The sequence below is a fragment of the Microseira wollei NIES-4236 genome, assembly GCF_020521235.1.
Lineage (GTDB): Bacteria > Cyanobacteriota > Cyanobacteriia > Cyanobacteriales > Aerosakkonemataceae > Microseira > Microseira wollei.
Window position 1 is genome coordinate 1 of the sequence record NZ_BLAY01000078.1, and the last position, 17,274, is coordinate 17,274.

A 17,274-nucleotide genomic window follows, 5' to 3' on the forward strand; every position below is an offset into this window, starting at 1 on the left:
TCGGGTTTAGCGGTACTAACGCTCATGTAGTGTTGGAACAAGCCCCAATATCTCAACCAGTAACCGCATCAGTAGAACGTCCTTTACATCTATTGACTCTATCAGCCAAGACACAATCAGCTTTAGAGCAGTTAGCTTCTCGCTATCAAAACTATATTCAAACTCATTTAGATTTGCCACTGGCAGATATTTGTTATACGGCCAATACAGGGCGAGCGCATTTTGAGCAACGGCTCGCAGTTGTGGCCAAATCAAAAGAGCAATTAATCGAACAACTAGCTGCTAAAGCAACAGGTCAAGAAACCACTGCATTACTCAGCAATCAGACAGGCAAAAAGCTGTCAAAGATAGCCTTTTTGTTCACAGGTCAAGGCTCCCAGTATATCAACATGGGACGGCAACTCTACGACAATCAGCCGATTTTCCGCCAGACTATAGAGCAGTGTAATGAAATTTTACGCCCCGAGCTGGAACATTCTTTATTAGAGATACTATATCCTGAACAAGCTGTTGAGAAAATTGCATCATCATTATTAGACCAAACAGCCTATACCCAACCAGCATTATTTGCCTTTGAATATGCCTTGTATCAGGTATGGAAATCTTGGGGAATAACTCCAGATGCAGTCATGGGGCATAGTGTTGGTGAATATGTTGCTGCTTGTGTGGCAGGGGTTTTCAGCTTAGAAGATGGACTGAAACTGATTGCCCATCGGGGACGATTGATGCAGCAGTTACCAGTTGGTGGGGAGATGGTTTCGCTGTCTGCAACAGCAGCACAAGTGAGGCAAGCGATCGCACCATACGATCAGACAGTAGCGCTCGCTGCGATTAATGGTCCGGAAAGTGTGGTAATATCTGGAGCCAGTGCCGCTCTGGCTACTATTTGTCAAAAGTTAGAAGCACAGGGAGTCAAGACAAAACGATTACAAGTATCCCATGCCTTCCATTCCCCGTTGATGACACCGATGTTGGCTGACTTTGAAGCAATAGCCAATCAAGTCACATACAATCAGCCTCAAATTCCCTTAGTATCCAATGTCACCGGAAAAATTGCTGATGAGTCGATTACAACAGCGCAATACTGGGTGCATCATGTGTGTCAAACAGTGCGGTTTGCTGATAGTATGGAGACATTGCATCAGCTTGGATATGAAGTATTCTTAGAAATCGGGCCAAAGCCGATTTTGTTGGGGATGGGGCGGGAGTGCTTACCAGAAAGTGAGGGGTTGTGGTTACCTTCTTTGCGTCCTGGCGTGGACTCTTGGCAAGTGATGCTCTCTAGTTTAGGGCAGTTGTATGTCGCCGGAGTCAAGGTAGATTGGGCAGTATTTGACCGCGATTACCTTCGGACAAAAGTCGCACTACCAACCTATCCATTTCAAAGACAGCGCTATTGGGTGGAAAATACACCACCTCAGCGACAACGGCAACAAAATTTGACAAAACTGCACCCTTTAATCGACAAAAAGCTACAGTTGCCCTTATCCAAGGAAATCTTATTTGAATCTGACTTTAGTACTGAAACTCTACCATTTTTAATCGACCACCAAGTTTATAACTTTGTTGTAGTGGCGGGAGCCTGTCATCTATCCTTGCTATTGGGTGCAGCCAAGTTAACTTTCGCCACCGAGGCATGTCTATTAGAAAATATAGTTTTTCCGCAGTCATTGGTGATTCCAGAAGATGCAGTACGCCCGGTGCAGTTGGTGCTTTCCCCACAAGAGAGTGGAACCTCTTTCCAACTGATCAGCTTTGATACAGCCACCGACAGCAGTACTCAGGTGAATCAGTGGCTAGTCCATGCCACAGGGAAAATATCTAGCAGCATTAACAGTAGATTAGAAACTATTTCCATCCCAGAGATCCAGGCACGCTGTCCGAAACAAATAGCTGGTGGAGAATTTTACCAATATTTTTGGCAAAAGCAGCAGATTTACTGGGGTCCAAGCTTCCAGTGGCTAGATAGCATCTGGTGTGGAGAAGGAGAAGCCTTAGCCCAGATGAAATGCCCTGCCCTGGTAAATCAGCTAAACGAGTATCAATTGCATCCAGGTCTGATGGACTCCTGCTTACAACTGACCAGCACTTTATTCTCTGTTGATGGCACTTTTTTACCCTTTGCCATTGAAAGCTTTCAGTTTTACCAACGTCCCCAAACTCAGCAATTATGGTGTCATGGGTGGCGGCGACAGTCAGAGAACTCCAATGACGATGAGCTAATAGCCGATATCAAACTGTTTGATGCTAGCGGGCAGTTGATTGCACAAATCAAAGGTTTGTCAGGCAGAAAAGCGACTCCTGAGACTTTGTTACAAAATCTACAGGAAGAATTGAAAGAAAATTATTTAGAAAATTGCCTGTACGAAGTACAGTGGCGTCCTCAAGTGCGCTTTACTCAAGAGCAACTGTCTCCAGATTACCTGCCAGCAATTGCAGAAATTAGCCAAAAACTCCAGCCACAATATGCTCAATTGATAGCTCAACCACAGCTAGAACTCTATGAGGCAGCAGTCAGCCAGCTAGAAGCCTTGAGTATTGACTATGTGCTGCAAGCCTTAACAGCAATGGGGTGGAAACTGCAAGTAGGGGAGCGTTTCACTACAGCCGCTATTGCTCAGCAGCTAGGAGTAGTCAGCCAACACGAACGGCTACTAGGACGACTGCTACAAATGCTAGTGGAAGTAGGGGTGTTAGAAGCAAAGGCTTTGGAGTGGCAAGTCATCCGCCAGCCAGAAAACAGCGTTCCGCAAGCTAAATTAAATACCCTGTTAACTCAATATCCAATAGCAAATGCTGAATTCACTCTTCTAGGACGTTGCGGCTCATCTTTAGCTCAAGTATTGCGGGGCGAATGTGACCCATTAGAATTGATTTTCCCGGAAAACGACTCAACTACAGCCCAGTTATATGAGAATTCGCCACTGACAAAGGCGATGAATGTCTTAGCCCAACAAACCATAGTTTCACTTGTAGAGCATTTACCAACTGGACGGGGAGTGAGAATATTGGAAATTGGCGCGGGAACTGGTGGAACGACCTCTTACCTCCTACCACATTTGTCCTGTGAGCAAACAGAATACCACTTTACCGACATTGGGATCTCTTTTACCAAAAAAGCCCAAGAAAAGTTTCGGGATTTTCCGTTTGTCAAGTATGAGGTATTAGACATTGAAAAAGACCCGTTGAATCAAGGATTTAAACAGCATCAATATGATGTGATTGTGGCTGCTAATGTATTACACGCGACCCAGGATTTGCGCTCAACCCTCAAGCACGCCAAGCAATTATTAGCACCACAAGGAATATTAATTTTATTGGAAACAACTCAGCGTCAACGTTGGGTTGATTTAATCTTTGGCTTAACTCCAGGATGGTGGCGATTTAGCGATTTGGACTGGCGACCAGACTATCCTTTAATTAGTGCTGCCCAATGGCATGAGGTTTTGCAAGAGATTGGGTTTACAAGCACAGTCAATTTACTACCTCCTCAACAGACTCAAAGCGTTTTATCAAGAGCAATGGTAATGCTGGCACAAGTACCTCCATTGGAGGCTGAGTCAGTCCAAGTTGAGCCAAAACGCTGGCTGTTGTTGGCAGATGAGCATGGGATGGCGCAACAGTTGGCTGCCAAGCTACACTCTCACTCACAGGTCTGTACTTTGGTGTTTGCTGGTGAGGAATATGAACAATTAGAGCAGCAACAGTTCAAAATTAACCCAGGTAACCCAGAACACTATCAAAAACTATTGCAGGCAATCAATAGGGATGTTTTGCCCTTGTATGGTGTCGTTCATTGCTGGAGTTTAGATACAGTCAAAGCAGCACAGCTAACAGCAGGCGATTTAGCAGCAGCATCTTTGCTAGGATGTGGTAGCACTTTGCATTTAATCCAGGCATTGACAAAGACTGATTTTTCTGCATCGCCTCGCCTCTGGTTAGTAACTCAGGGGGCAGTGGCAGTCAGCAACCTAGAAGGAGTCGCCCAATCAAGCTTGTGGGGAATGGGAAGGGTGATTGCTAGAGAACATCCAGAACTCAACTGTGTGCGGATAGATTTAGCTCCTGAGTCAGGTGATGATGCAGTGCATGCCTTATTTGAGGAAATTTGGTTACCTTCAAAAGAAGACGAAGTCGCCTTCTGTGACCAAATGCGTTATGTCACAAGGTTAGCTCGCTACAACTTGACCAAAGATTCTATTGCCAAAGCAGGGCACAAGCTGGAAAGCTTTCGTGAAGATAGCACCTACCTGATTACCGGCGGTATGGGTGGTTTGGGTTTGCTGGTAGCTCGTTGGATGGTGCAAAAGGGAGCAAGACATTTGGTGCTAGTTGGACGTAGTGGTGTAAGTCTTGCTGCTAGTAACCAAATTAAAGAGTTGGAACAAGCTGGCGCTCAAGTCATTGTTGCTCAAGCGGATGTATCTGAGGTCGAACAAATCACAAAAGTAATCAGAGAAATTGAGCAATATTTACCACCATTGCGCGGAATTATTCACTCTGTAGGTGTTTTGGATGATGGGGTTATACAACAACAAAATTGGCAACGCTTTACAAAAGTTATGGCTCCGAAAATCCAAGGAGCTTGGCATCTCCATAGTTTAACTCAGAACCAGCCTTTAGACTTCTTTGTGCTATTTTCTTCTGTGGCTTCTCTACTCGGTAATGTCGGTCAATCTAACCATGCCGCAGCCAATGCTTTTCTAGATGCTTTGGCGCATTATCGTCAGGCTCAGGGATTAACAGGCTTAAGCATCAATTGGGGAGCTTGGTCGCAAATCGGAGCCTTCGCTGATCGTCAACTTGATCGGCAAGCAAAAATGCGCGGTATGGAAACAATCTCCCCAGAACAGGGATTAATTGCTTTAGAGCAATTACTGTGTCAATCCTCTGCCCAAGTTGGGGTTATATCGATCAACTGGTCGCAGTTTTTGGAGAAATCAGCTTCGGTTGTGGCGTTGTTTACTAACTTTTTAGAAACTTCAGCCAAGGTGGTTATCAAATCAGAGTTTCGCGAGCAATTAGAAATAGCTGATACGAGTGAACGTCGAGAGCTTTTGCAAACTCATATTCGTTCAGTAGTGGCAGAAGTACTCGGTTGGCATCAATCAGAACCTGTAGACCTACAAAAAGAATTTTTCGAGCTAGGGATGGATTCACTAACTTCTTTGGATTTGAAAAATCGCTTGCAAAGCAATTTGGGATACTCTCTGCCCTCAAATTTAGCTTTTAAGTATCCTACAGTAGCATTGCTAGCTGACTATCTGAACCAGGAAGTTTTTGGCTTAAATTTTGAGCAGAAATCAGCTGAAAATATTCAGCCGGGAAGTAATGAGCAATTGCAGCTAGCGAATGTCAAAGACAGTAATTGGATGGAGATAGAACTATGAGTTTAGTAGAATTTTTACAAGACCTTTCTTTTAAAGGGGTTAAGTTTGGGCATGATGGGGAGAAATTGCGTATTGGTGGTTCCCAAAGTGCTTTGACTCGTGATGTAATTGCACAGCTACAGCAGCACAAAACTGAAATTTTACAGTTACTGCGAGATTGCCCAGAGATTTTAGATGTTTATCCCCTCTCCTACAATCAACAAGCCATGTGGTTTCTGTGGCAATTAGCACCTGAGAGTGGATTTTACAATGTAGCGTTTGCCTATCGGATCTGTTCCTATGTAAATCTTACGACTGTGCAGAAGGCTTTCCAAACCCTAATTGAACGTCATCCGCAGTTGCGTAGCACGTTTCCCAAACAAGGTAACAAACCTGTTCAACAGATCCATCAAACTCAGTCGCTAAACTTTCAGCAAATAAATGCTTCTACCTGGAGTCAGCAGGAGCTTCATCAGAGGATTTTTCAGGAATCCCAGCAACCCTTCGACATCGAAAACGGGCCAGTAATGCGGGTGCATTTATTCACTTGCTCTGAGGAAGAACATGTCCTGTTGCTGACAGTACACCACGTTGCGGTTGATGCTTGGTCTGTTTTCTTGCTGCTCGAAGAGTTGCTCGAGATTTATCCCGCACTAGAGTCAGGGGTGCAGCCATCTCTGACTCCTGTGAATTACTCCTACATAGATTACGTGCGTTGGCAAAGAGAATTGTTGACAAGTGTTCAAGGAGAAAAACTCTGGAACTACTGGCAAGAAAAACTGGCAGGAGAGTTACCTGTACTCAATTTGCCAACAGACCGACCACGACCAGCCATACAAACCTATAACGGTGCTTCCTATAATTTCCAACTATCTCCAAAGCTCACCGCACAAATCAAACAGCTAGCTCAAAGGGAAAGTCTCACCCAATTTGTCGTTCTGCTAGCTGCATTTCAGGTTCTCTTGTATCGTTACACAGGACAAGAAGATATTCTAATTGGTGTTCCCACCTCAGGTAGAACTATGCCGGAATTTGCTCCAATTGTTGGCTACTTTGCTAGTACAACAGTTACACGAGCAAATCTCTCAGGAAATCCCAGTTTTCAGGAATTTCTCACTCAAGTTCGCCACGCAGTAATGGAAACATTGGCACATCAAGATTTTCCTTTTGCTTTACTGGTAGAGCGATTGCAGCCACAGCGCGATCCGAGCCGCTCCCCCATCTTTCAGGCTTTATTCAACTTTCCGTTGCAGAGTTTACAGCAATTTCCGGATGTGCAACAACTGCTGTTAGGAGGTGAAATAGATAGAGAAGGATTTAAACTCAAACCTTTGGAAATGTCCCAGATGGAGGGTCAGTTTGATATCGATCTGGTTATGGCAGAAAGTAATTTGTCTTTGTCTGGGATTTTCAAGTACAACACTGATTTATTTAATGAAGAGACGATTGCCCAAATAGCAGGTAATTTCCAAAATTTATTAGAATCAATTGTATCCAATCCACAGCAAAAAGTTAGTCAACTGCCGCTTTTATCTGAAGCAGAACGACAGCAGATATTGATGGTATGTCACGAACCAGTTATCTGGGAGAAAAATCCTAGAGTTATTTATCCTGAAGGGAGAGATAATTCACCAATTTATGTATTAGATAATCGTGGAGAATTGGTTCCTTTTGGTGTAGAAGGAGAAATTTATATTGGGGATGCCCATTTAAATAGAAATCAGCAGCAGCAAGAACAAACTCTCACTGAGATTCTGGAACATCCCTCACTAGGAAGCTTACTGAGAACAAGAAAGTGGGGGCGCCTGGGACGAGATGGCTCTCTAGAGGTATTAGGATTAATACAGCGGCAAGCCTGGATTAAAGGACACCGAATAAATCTCCAGACTATCGAGCAAGTTCTACTATCAATTCCTGGTGTAGAAGATTGCTATGTTCTGGCGCGGTCGGGGAAACTCGTTGCTTACGTGGTTGGCTCAAAATCCTTATCATCTGAATCTCTCAATCCTCAGTTGCATGCTAACTTGCCCGATTATATGTTGCCAGTTGCCTATGTACCTGTATCAAGTTTGCCGTTAACAGCAACAGGGCAAATTGATGAACTTGTTCTGACTTCAAAAGAAGTTATTGATAACAAACTTATAGAACAATGGCAGGAACAATTAAACAGCCATCCCGAAATTGAGCAAGCGGTGGTAATTGCCAGTTCGCGTCACACCCCTTCACCCTCACCACTCCATTTAGCCAAACTACTGCCACCAGGAACAAACAACACAGCAATTTCCTTACCAGTTGCTGAAACTGCTTCTGTTATAGGTATTGTCCCCACAGAAAAACCACAATTCACAACACCTGCTATTAGCGATGGCGGCGCGCTGAACATTCCAGAGGATGCTCCGAAAACTTTGGTAGAAGCATTAATTCAAACAGCAACGCGCTCTAAGAATAAAGGGATTACTTACATCTCTTCGGGTGAAAATGAATTTCAAACATATAGTAGCCTACTAGATGAGGCTAAATGCATTCTTAACGGTTTGCGAAATCAAGGCTTACAACCAGGACAGCGAGTTATTCTGCAAATTGAATCGCTGCGAGATTATTTTCCCACCTTGTGGGGATGTATTCTTGGAGGAATTCAGCCTGTGACTGTGGCTGTAGCCCCCACTTACACAGAGAAAAATGCAGTTATCAATAAACTATACAATACATGGCAATTACTCGAACATCCATGGATTTTAGCGAGTGATTCTCTAATTGAATCACTGGGGAATTTGCGCTCATTGCTAGCCATACCAGAATTAAAAATTTGCTGTGTAGGAGAGTTAAGAAATTACTCAGCCACCTCAGAATTTTACCAATGTCGCCCTGATGAAGTAGCTTTCTTACAGCTAACTTCTGGTAGCACAGGAGTTCCTAAGTGTATTCAAGAAACTCATCAAGGTATTATCGCTCATATCCAGGCAGCTAAACAATTTAATGGATATGAAACTGAAGATATTTGCCTGAATTGGTTGCCCGTTGACCATGTTGTACCTTTATTAACATGTCACTTTAAAGATACATATTTGGGTTGTCAACAAATCGAAGTGGAAACAGCAGTTATCTTAGCTAAACCCTTAAAATGGTTAGATTTGATTGAGCAATATCGAGTTTCTCACAGTTGGTCACCAAACTTTGGATTTAAGTTGATTAGTGAGGTACTGGCAAAAACTCCTGGCAAAAGTTGGGATCTCTCGTCAGTGAAATTCTTGATGAATGCAGGAGAACAGGTAACTCCTAGAGTTGTCCGAGAATTTCTGGCATCAGTTGCATCTTTTGGTATTTATTCTGAAGTTATGCAACCGGCTTTTGGTATGGCTGAAGTCTGTACTTGCATGACCTATCAAAATCAGTTTAACGAGCCAACCGGGATTTATAGAATTAAAAAATATTCTGTGGGTGGTCAGTTAGAACTAGCCACAGATAACGTTGATGCGATTGAGTTTACTGACCTTGGTCTGCCAGTGCCTGGAGTGCAAATTCGCATAGTCGATCGGGAAAATTCTCTCTTGCCAGAAGGTGTAGTAGGGCGATTGCAAATTAAGGGGAAAGTAGTTACCCCAGGTTATTTAAATAATCCAGAAGCTAATGGAGAGGCTTTTGTTGGTGATGGGTGGTTTAACACCGGAGACTTGGGCTTTATTCTGAAAGGTCATCTGGTTTTGACTGGTCGAGAGAAGGAATTAATCATCATCAACGGAGCTAATTATTACTGTTATGAAATCGAGGATATTGTCAATAGCATTGATGGTGTAGCTCCCACCTATGCAGGTGCTTGTGCATTCTCTAATCAACAGACAGGAACTGAGGGATTAGCAATCTTCTTTGCACCTGAAAAAACATCCTCTCAACTTAACTTGGAAGTTATTCAAGCCATCAGAAGAGAAGTTAGCTCTCAGTTAGGAATTACTCCCACTTATGTAATTCCTGTAAAACGCCAGGAATTTCCTAAAACCACAAGTGGCAAAATTCAGCGGTCTCAACTAAAACAGAAACTAGAGTCTGGTGATTTTAGTTGGCTGATTCAGGAAATTGACATTCAATTGGGCAAGAATACTATTCCCGATTGGTTCTATCAAAAAATCTGGTGTCAGAAGCAGGCTAACATTAATCCTATTGCAACAGTCAAAGGAACAGTTCTCGTATTGCTTGACGATTTGGGATTAGGAGAAGCAGTTTGTCAGGAGCTGGCAGCTCAAAATTATCCTTGTATCAAAGTAGAGGCAGGAAATAAGTATAGTCAAATTAGCAGCGAACATTATGTAATAAATCCGGCGAATGAAGCAGATTATCAGCGGTTAATCAAAGCGGTAAAAGCTAATAAGTATTCGATTAGTCAGATTTTACACCTATGGAAGTATGAAACCTATAACGACGGGATATCAAGCCTGGAAGCTCTGGAAGTTAGTCAAGAGAAAGGACTTTATAGCTTGTTGTTTTTGGTGAAAGCAATCGAGCAGTTGCATGAGACAAAAGATGATGTGCAGTTGCTGTTTGTCGCTAGTGATTGTCAATTTATCTTACCGAATGACGCGCTCGCTTATGAAAAAGCAACAGTTTTGGGCTTCCTGAAAACCATCCCGCAGGAAATGCCTTGGTTGCGCTGTCGCCACATTGACTTGCCCGTTGCTGCGGTGGAAATTAATAGAACTCATTTACTGGCAGAAATTTCGGCTTTGACTTCAGACCAGGAAGTCGCTTACAGAAATGGACAACGGTTAGTTCCTCGTCTGCAAAAGACAGATTTTCAACAAGAACAACAGCAAGAACTGCCTTTTAAAAACGGTGGAGTCTATTTAATTACTGGTGGACTGGGAGGTATTGGTGTTAAGATTGCCAGGTATTTACTAGAGCATTACCAAGCTCGTTTGCTGTTGATTGGTCGCACCCCTTTACCAGATGAAAGCACCTGGGAGACTTATCTAGAAGGTGAAGATGAACTAAGAGCTAAGATTGAGGCTTATCAACAGCTAAGACAACTTCCAGGTTCAGTTCTCTATCAAGCTGTCGATATTGGCAATTTAGCTCAGATGAAACAGACGCTGGATTTGGTATCATCCCAATGGTCAACTCAATTTGATGGGGTGATTCATCTAGCGGGAGTTTTCCAGGAGCAACTGATAGCATCTGCAACCCAAGAAAGCTTAACGGATGTATTACGACAGAAGATGATGGGAACTTGGGTACTCCATCATCTGCTGCCAAATCACAATCATGGTTTGTTTATCCACTTCTCTTCTGTTAATGGCTTCTTTGGGGGCACAGGTGTAGGCGCTTATGCAGCAGCTAACAGTTTTCTAGAAGCCTTTAGTACCTATCAAAGACAACATAGTTCCTGGCAAAGCTATTGTTTGAGTTGGAGTATATGGGACGAAACTGGCATGAGTCGTGGCAATACCATCAAAGAAGTGAGTCGAGCTAAGGGATATTATGCCATTTCACCCTCTCAAGGAATAGATTCCTTATTGATAGCTTTAGCACATCGCTCTAGCCATCTTTTAATAGGATTGGATGCTAGCAAGTCGCCGATTCAGCGCTTTACTTTAGATTGCCAGAGTTTACAGCAGTTAACTGCCTTGTTTACAGCCAACACCCGCGAATTGTCAATTGAGCAAGTTCAAGTAGGCGATCGCTTCGGTACTCCCACTCAATGCCATTTTGTCCAACTCGATGAAATGCCCTTGACAGACACTGGGGAAGTTGACCTCAAACAGTTAACTCATTTCTATGCTCGAAGTGCATTTCCTGTCATCGATAATATACATCCTCACTTGGCAGCAGCTTATGCACCTCCCCAATCAGATTTGGAAAAAATTATTGCTAGGGTTTGGCAAGAAGTATTACACTTAGAACAAGTAGGTGTAAATCAAAACTTTTTTGAACTAGGTGGTAATTCAGTATTAATAGTTCAGGTTAATAGCAAACTCAGGGCTATTTTGAACAAAGATTTATCGATAGTGTCCATGTTTCAACATCCCACTATCAGTTCTTTAGCGCAATATTTAAATCAGAAAACAGAGGATTCATCTGCTTTGAAATCCGGTCGCAACCGCGCTAATAAGCAACTTGAAGCGATGAACCGCCAAAAGCAATTATTGAACAAGCAAGGGAAGAAAAATTATGAATAACGCTACAGATTATGATGCCTTCAAAGACATAGCCATCATTGGGATGGCAGGGCGTTTTCCTGGGGCAAAAAATCTAGAAGAATTTTGGCAAAATTTGCAAGATGGTGTAGAGTCAGTAAATAGCTTCAATGATGCAGAATTAATCGCTGCTGGAGTAGATAAAAATCTGATTAACGATCCTAATTATGTTAAAGCGGGAGCGATATTAGAAGATGTCGATTTATTTGACGCTCCCTTCTTTGACTTTAATCCCAAAGAAGCAGAAAACACTGACCCACAACATCGTTTATTTTTAGAGTGTGCTTGGTCAGCTTTGGAAAATGCTGGCTATGACTCTAGTCGGTGTGAAAGTAGGATAGGAGTCTATGCGGGTGCTGCTTTAAATACTTATCTAGCATTAAATACTGATAATGACCCTATAGGTTCAGTCAGTAGTTTTCAAAAATTAATTGGGAACGATAAAGATTTCTTAAGCACCCGGGTTTCTTATAAGTTAAATCTTTCCGGACCAAGTATTACCGTTCAAACGGCTTGTTCCACTTCCTTAGTAGCAATTGCTTTAGCTTACCAAAGCTTGTTGAATTACCAATGTGATATGGCATTGGCAGGCGGAATTTCAATTATAGTACCGGAAAAAACAGGTTATTTATATCAAGAAGGCGGGATATTATCAAAGGATGGACACTGCCGCGCCTTTGATGCCAAAGCTAGTGGGACAATTGTTGGTAATGGTGTAGGAGTTGTGGTGTTAAAGCGATTGGCAGATGCGATCGCTGATGGAGACTGCATCCATGCAATTATTAAAGGAGTTGCCATTAACAATGATGGTGCTAATAAAGTTGGCTACACTGCACCCAGCGTTGACGGTCAAGTAGAAGTAGTTTCCGAGGCACTCACCCTAGCTGGAGTCGATCCTGAGACAATTACCTACATTGAAGCTCACGGCACTGGGACAAGTTTAGGCGATCCAATTGAACTTGCTGCCCTGACGAATGTTTTTCGTGATAGTACGGAAAAAAAGGGCTTTTGTGCCATCGGTTCGTTGAAAACGAATATCGGTCATCTAAATACAGCCGCCGGGGTCGCAGGTTTAATTAAAACTGTTTTAGCTTTGCAACACAAGTTAATTCCACCTAGCTTGAATTTTGCACAGCCTAACCCCCAGATTGACTTTACAAATAGTCCCTTTTATGTAAACACTCAGTTGCAAGCATGGCAACCTGGAAAAACTCCTAGACGTGCAGGAGTGAGTTCTTTTGGTTTTGGGGGAACGAATGCTCATGTCATTCTCGAAGAAGCCCCGACTGGAAAGAAGCAGGGGAGCAAGGGAGCAGGGGAGCAGGGAAGAAAACATCAGTTGTTAGTTGTTTCTGCCAAAACCCGTTCAGCATTGGAAACGGCTACAGCAAACTTGGCTAAATACTTAAATCAGCATCCAGAAATAGATTTAGCAGATGTAGCTTATACGCTGCAAGTCGGGCGTCGAGAATTCAATCATCGTTGCATGGTGGTATGCAAAGATATCAAAGATGCAGCCACATTGTTAGAATCTCAGCCAGTGTTCGCTCACTGCCAGGAAAACATCAAACGCTCCATCGTTTTTATGTTTCCAGGACAGGGATCGCAATATGCGAACATGGCTAGGGAACTCTATGAAAGTGAGCCTGTATTTAGAGAGCAAATTGATGATTGTGCCGAATTACTTCAGCCACTGTTGGGCAGAGATTTGCGTCACATATTATACCCAGATGTAGAAGACACTGAAGAATTCACCGAAAAATTACAACAGACAGCGATCGCTCAACCTGCACTATTTGCGATAGAGTATGCTCTAGCCAAGTTATGGATGGAGTGGGGCGTGCATCCAAAAGCGATGATTGGTCATAGCATTGGTGAATATGTAGCCGCCTGTCTCGCTGGTGTTTTCTCCCTAGAAGATGCCTTGGCTTTGGTAGCCGCACGGGCACAGTTGATGCAGCAACTCCCCGGTGGGACTATGCTGGTGGTTCACCTGACAGAAAAGGAGTGTCAAACCCTTCTCAATCCTGAACTCTCCTTAGCCGCAGTTAATGGGCCATCCCTGTGCGTGGTTTCAGGTTCAACAGCAGCAATAGATGTTTTGGAGAATCAGCTAGTCTCTGCTGGGGTGGAGTGTCAGCGTTTGCATACCTCCCATGCCTTCCATTCCAGTATGATGAATCCGATTTTGGATTCATTTACACAAAGGGTCAAAAAAATCAGATTGAATCCCCCGCAAATTCCCTACCTGTCCAATGTTACTGGCACTTGGATTACGGCAGCACAGGCAACAGACCCAAGCTACTGGTCTAAGCATTTACGATCCACTGTACGCTTTGCTGATGGTCTGTTTGAACTGATGAAAGAACCTGCTAACATCCTTTTAGAAGTTGGCCCGGGAAGAACTTTAAGCACATTAGCCAAAAGACATCCAGAGCGGGCGGCAGAGCAAGTTATCCTATCTTCAGTACGCCATCCACAGCAGAATGATTCTGATGTAGCATTCTTGTTGAACGCATTAGGTCAACTCTGGCTAGCGGGTGTTCAGGTGGACTGGTTGGGATTTTATAGTCACCAAGAGCGTCATCGCCTGCCCTTACCAACCTATCCCTTTGAACGGCAGCGTTATTGGATTCAAGCTTCTTTGCCCTCAAAGAATTTGGTCAAAGTGACTTCAGAGATAGAGTGGCAGCCTATGGTGCTACAAAGAAGGCTAGTGGATTATTTGCTATCTCCGATGGCAATTAGCCAGCGCTTGGTTGCCCAATTACCTGAACTGATTTCTCAGACAGATAGTAAAATTTTTAACCAGCTTTTAGTTCAAATTGAAGCTAATAGCGTGGCCTATGTTCTGCAAGCCTTCCAAAAAATGGGGTGGCAGTTTCAGGTTGGAGAACGTTTCTCAGTAGCAGAAGTAGCAAAGAAGTTGGGCGTAGTCAGTAAGTACCAGCAGCTTTTAGGTCGTGTGCTGGAAATGCTCGCCCAAGAAGGTATGCTATTGCCAATCGGCGATGGGTGGGAAGCGATCAAAGAGCAGCAGATACTAGATCCACAGGAGATGATGAACAATCTTCTGGATCAATATCCAGACAACGTAGGGGAACTTTCCCTGCTACAGCGTTGTGGGATTAACTTGGCAGATGTACTCCAAGGAGATTGCGATCCCTTGGAGTTGTTACACCCCAAAGTCTACGATCGAGCTGCAAATCAGCGCCTGCAAGAATCCCCCATAAATAAAATAATGCAAACCTTGGTGCAAAGGGCAGTCGAACTTGCTCTAGAGCAATGCCAAGGAGAAAAACAATCAACATTGCGAGTTATAGAAATTGGGGCGGGAACAGGTTTGACAACCTCCTATGTCTTGCCTATCCTCAACCCCGCTACAACTGAATATGTATACACTGATATATCATCCTTCTTCACCGCTAAGGCGCAGGATAAATTCAGGGATTACCCATTCGTCCGCTATCAGCTTTTAGACATCGAACAAGACCCTTTGAGTCAAGGCTTTGGTTTACACCAGTTCGATCTAGTTATCGCCGCAAATGTCTTACATGCTACCCAGGATTTGCATCAGACTTTACACCATGTACGGCAGTTATTAGCTCCAGGTGGAATGCTGGTATTGTTGGAGCTAACGAGTCGTCTGGGATTTGTGGACTTAACCTTTGGGTTAACAGAAGGTTGGTGGCGGTTTACTGACTACGATTTGCGTCCTGACTATCCTTTGCTTTCCAGTGCCAAATGGCTGAAACTGTTGCAGGAAAGTGGCTTTTCTAAAGCCGCAACTATTGCGCCACAAACCAACTATCGTGGCATTGACGACTACCAGGCAGTAATTGTAGCTCAAAGTATGATGCCGTCAGTGGCAGGCAGGAATTGGCTCATCCTGTGCGATGCCGAGGGAAGGGGTCAACAGTTAGCAGCACTTTTAACGTCTCAGGGTGATGTATGTGCCCAAGTCTTCCCAGGTGAAAAGTACGAACAGTTAGCAGAGCTTGAATTTAGTATAGACTCAACCAATCCCACAGACTGGCAACGGATATTCGAGTCTTTGCCTACTCCTCTATATGGAATCATCCATTTGTGGAGTTTGAATGCAGCAGGAGCAGAAATTTCCACAGTACGAGATTTAGAGAAAACAGTTGAAATAGCTTACCGCAGTGCGTCTGGCTTAGTCCAATGGGTGTTAAATTCAACATTTTCTCAATCTCTGGGCTTATGGTTAGTGACTAGGGGAACACAACCCGTTGAAATTGAGCCGAATATTTTAGGGTTAGCTCAATCTCGTTTATGGAAAATGGGGAACGCGATCGCCCTCGAACACCCTGAACTAAACTGTATACGGGTGGATTTAGACCCAGAAAGAATTGGAGATGAAGCTGAATACTTATTTCAAGAAATAAATTCCGATTCTCGGACAGACCAGGTAGCCTTTCGCGGTCAAATTCGTTATGTAGCTCGCCAAATAGCACCCTCCCAGAGCGAAAAAGATGCTGCTAGATTGGCAGTAGCAACAAGCGATCGCCGGGAGCTAAATCTGACAGAGGTGGTAAGATATGATAGTAATGATAAGTCAGTAATATCCCTAATAATAGAGCAAGTATCTCAGCTATTAGGGGTGGCTGCCGACCAAATAGATATTGAACAGCCGCTGAGCAATCTTGGGTTAGATTCTTTAGTAGTTATTGAACTCAGGAAGCGACTATCAAATGAATTAAAGGTGGATGTACCATTAGCAAGCTTCCTTGATGGCTCCAGTATTGCTAAACTGGAAAATCAGATCAAAGAAGCGATCGCTTCTTTTAGCGGAGTGGAAACCAGCAAGGCATCACCCTCTTTAGTTGCCTTGCAACCATCTGGGAGTGAGCCACCTTTATTCTGCATCCATCCAGTTGCTGGAGTGGTATTCCCCTATTACGAATTAGCTTGTCAGTTAGGAGAAAAGCAACCAGTTTACGGACTGCAATCAGTGGGTTTTGGGGACGATGAGCAACCTTTAACCTCGATAGAGGAAATGGCTGAACGCTATATTCAAGACTTGCGTGCAGTTCAGCCAACAGGCCCCTATCGCCTTGTTGCTTGGTCTTTTGGCGCTATAGTAGCTTTTGAAATGGCTGTACAGCTAGAACAGGCAGGTGAAAAAGTAGATTTACTAGCTGTCATAGACACGCCGCCCCCTTCTGCGAACAAGATAGGTAGTGTTTTCCTAGCGTTGAAGTTTGTTTCCATGTCATTACTGCCATACATCTGGCCGTATGTCTACGACTATCTTGAGCTATCACTTGCCGCCCTGCATCAATCAAAGCCAAGGAACCTTGTTCAAAGAGTTGGGAAAAAATTGTGGGAATTAACTCAGAGTAAATTAAAATATAGGCAGGCACCTCGGTCTGAGTTGGTGATGAAATATCGCCAACCAAATGTTAATCGCTTGTTGCGAGTAATCTTGAAGAACTTCATAGCAAGTGGCGACTATGTGCCATCGGTGTATGCCGAGAAAATTCATCTGTTTCGTACCAACGAAAAACTCTGGGAAGTTGAGCGAGACAACACATTAGGCTGGAGCAATTTCGCTAAAGGAGGAGTAGAGATTCATCAAATTCCGGGTCATCACCTGAGCGTATTAAGAACCCCTAACGTACAGGTGGTAGCCCAAAAGTTAAAAGCCTGTCTTAATCATGTTCATTCTCAAACCAAAAAAAAAAGGAACTGGTAATAGC

3 protein-coding genes are annotated in these 17,274 nt (G+C 43.6%); all 3 read left to right on the forward strand.

All coding sequences use genetic code 11. The features are described from left to right. Positions 1-5,390: type I polyketide synthase (locus tag MiSe_RS24060; RefSeq protein ID WP_264196676.1), on the forward strand; the 5,390-nt coding region annotated here is incomplete at its 5' end. Then, positions 5,387-11,536 carry an SDR family NAD(P)-dependent oxidoreductase gene (locus MiSe_RS24065; RefSeq protein ID WP_226585619.1) on the forward strand — a complete coding sequence of 2,050 codons (6,150 nt, stop codon included), beginning with the start codon at positions 5,387-5,389 and terminating at the stop codon, positions 11,534-11,536. The genes MiSe_RS24060 and MiSe_RS24065, both read left to right, overlap by 4 nt. After that, entirely contained in the window at positions 11,529-17,270 is a 5,742-nt protein-coding gene (locus tag MiSe_RS24070) for a type I polyketide synthase (protein ID WP_226585620.1), read from the forward strand. Before MiSe_RS24065 ends, MiSe_RS24070 begins: the two co-directional genes overlap by 8 nt. Positions 17,271-17,274: the final 4 nt, after the last annotated feature.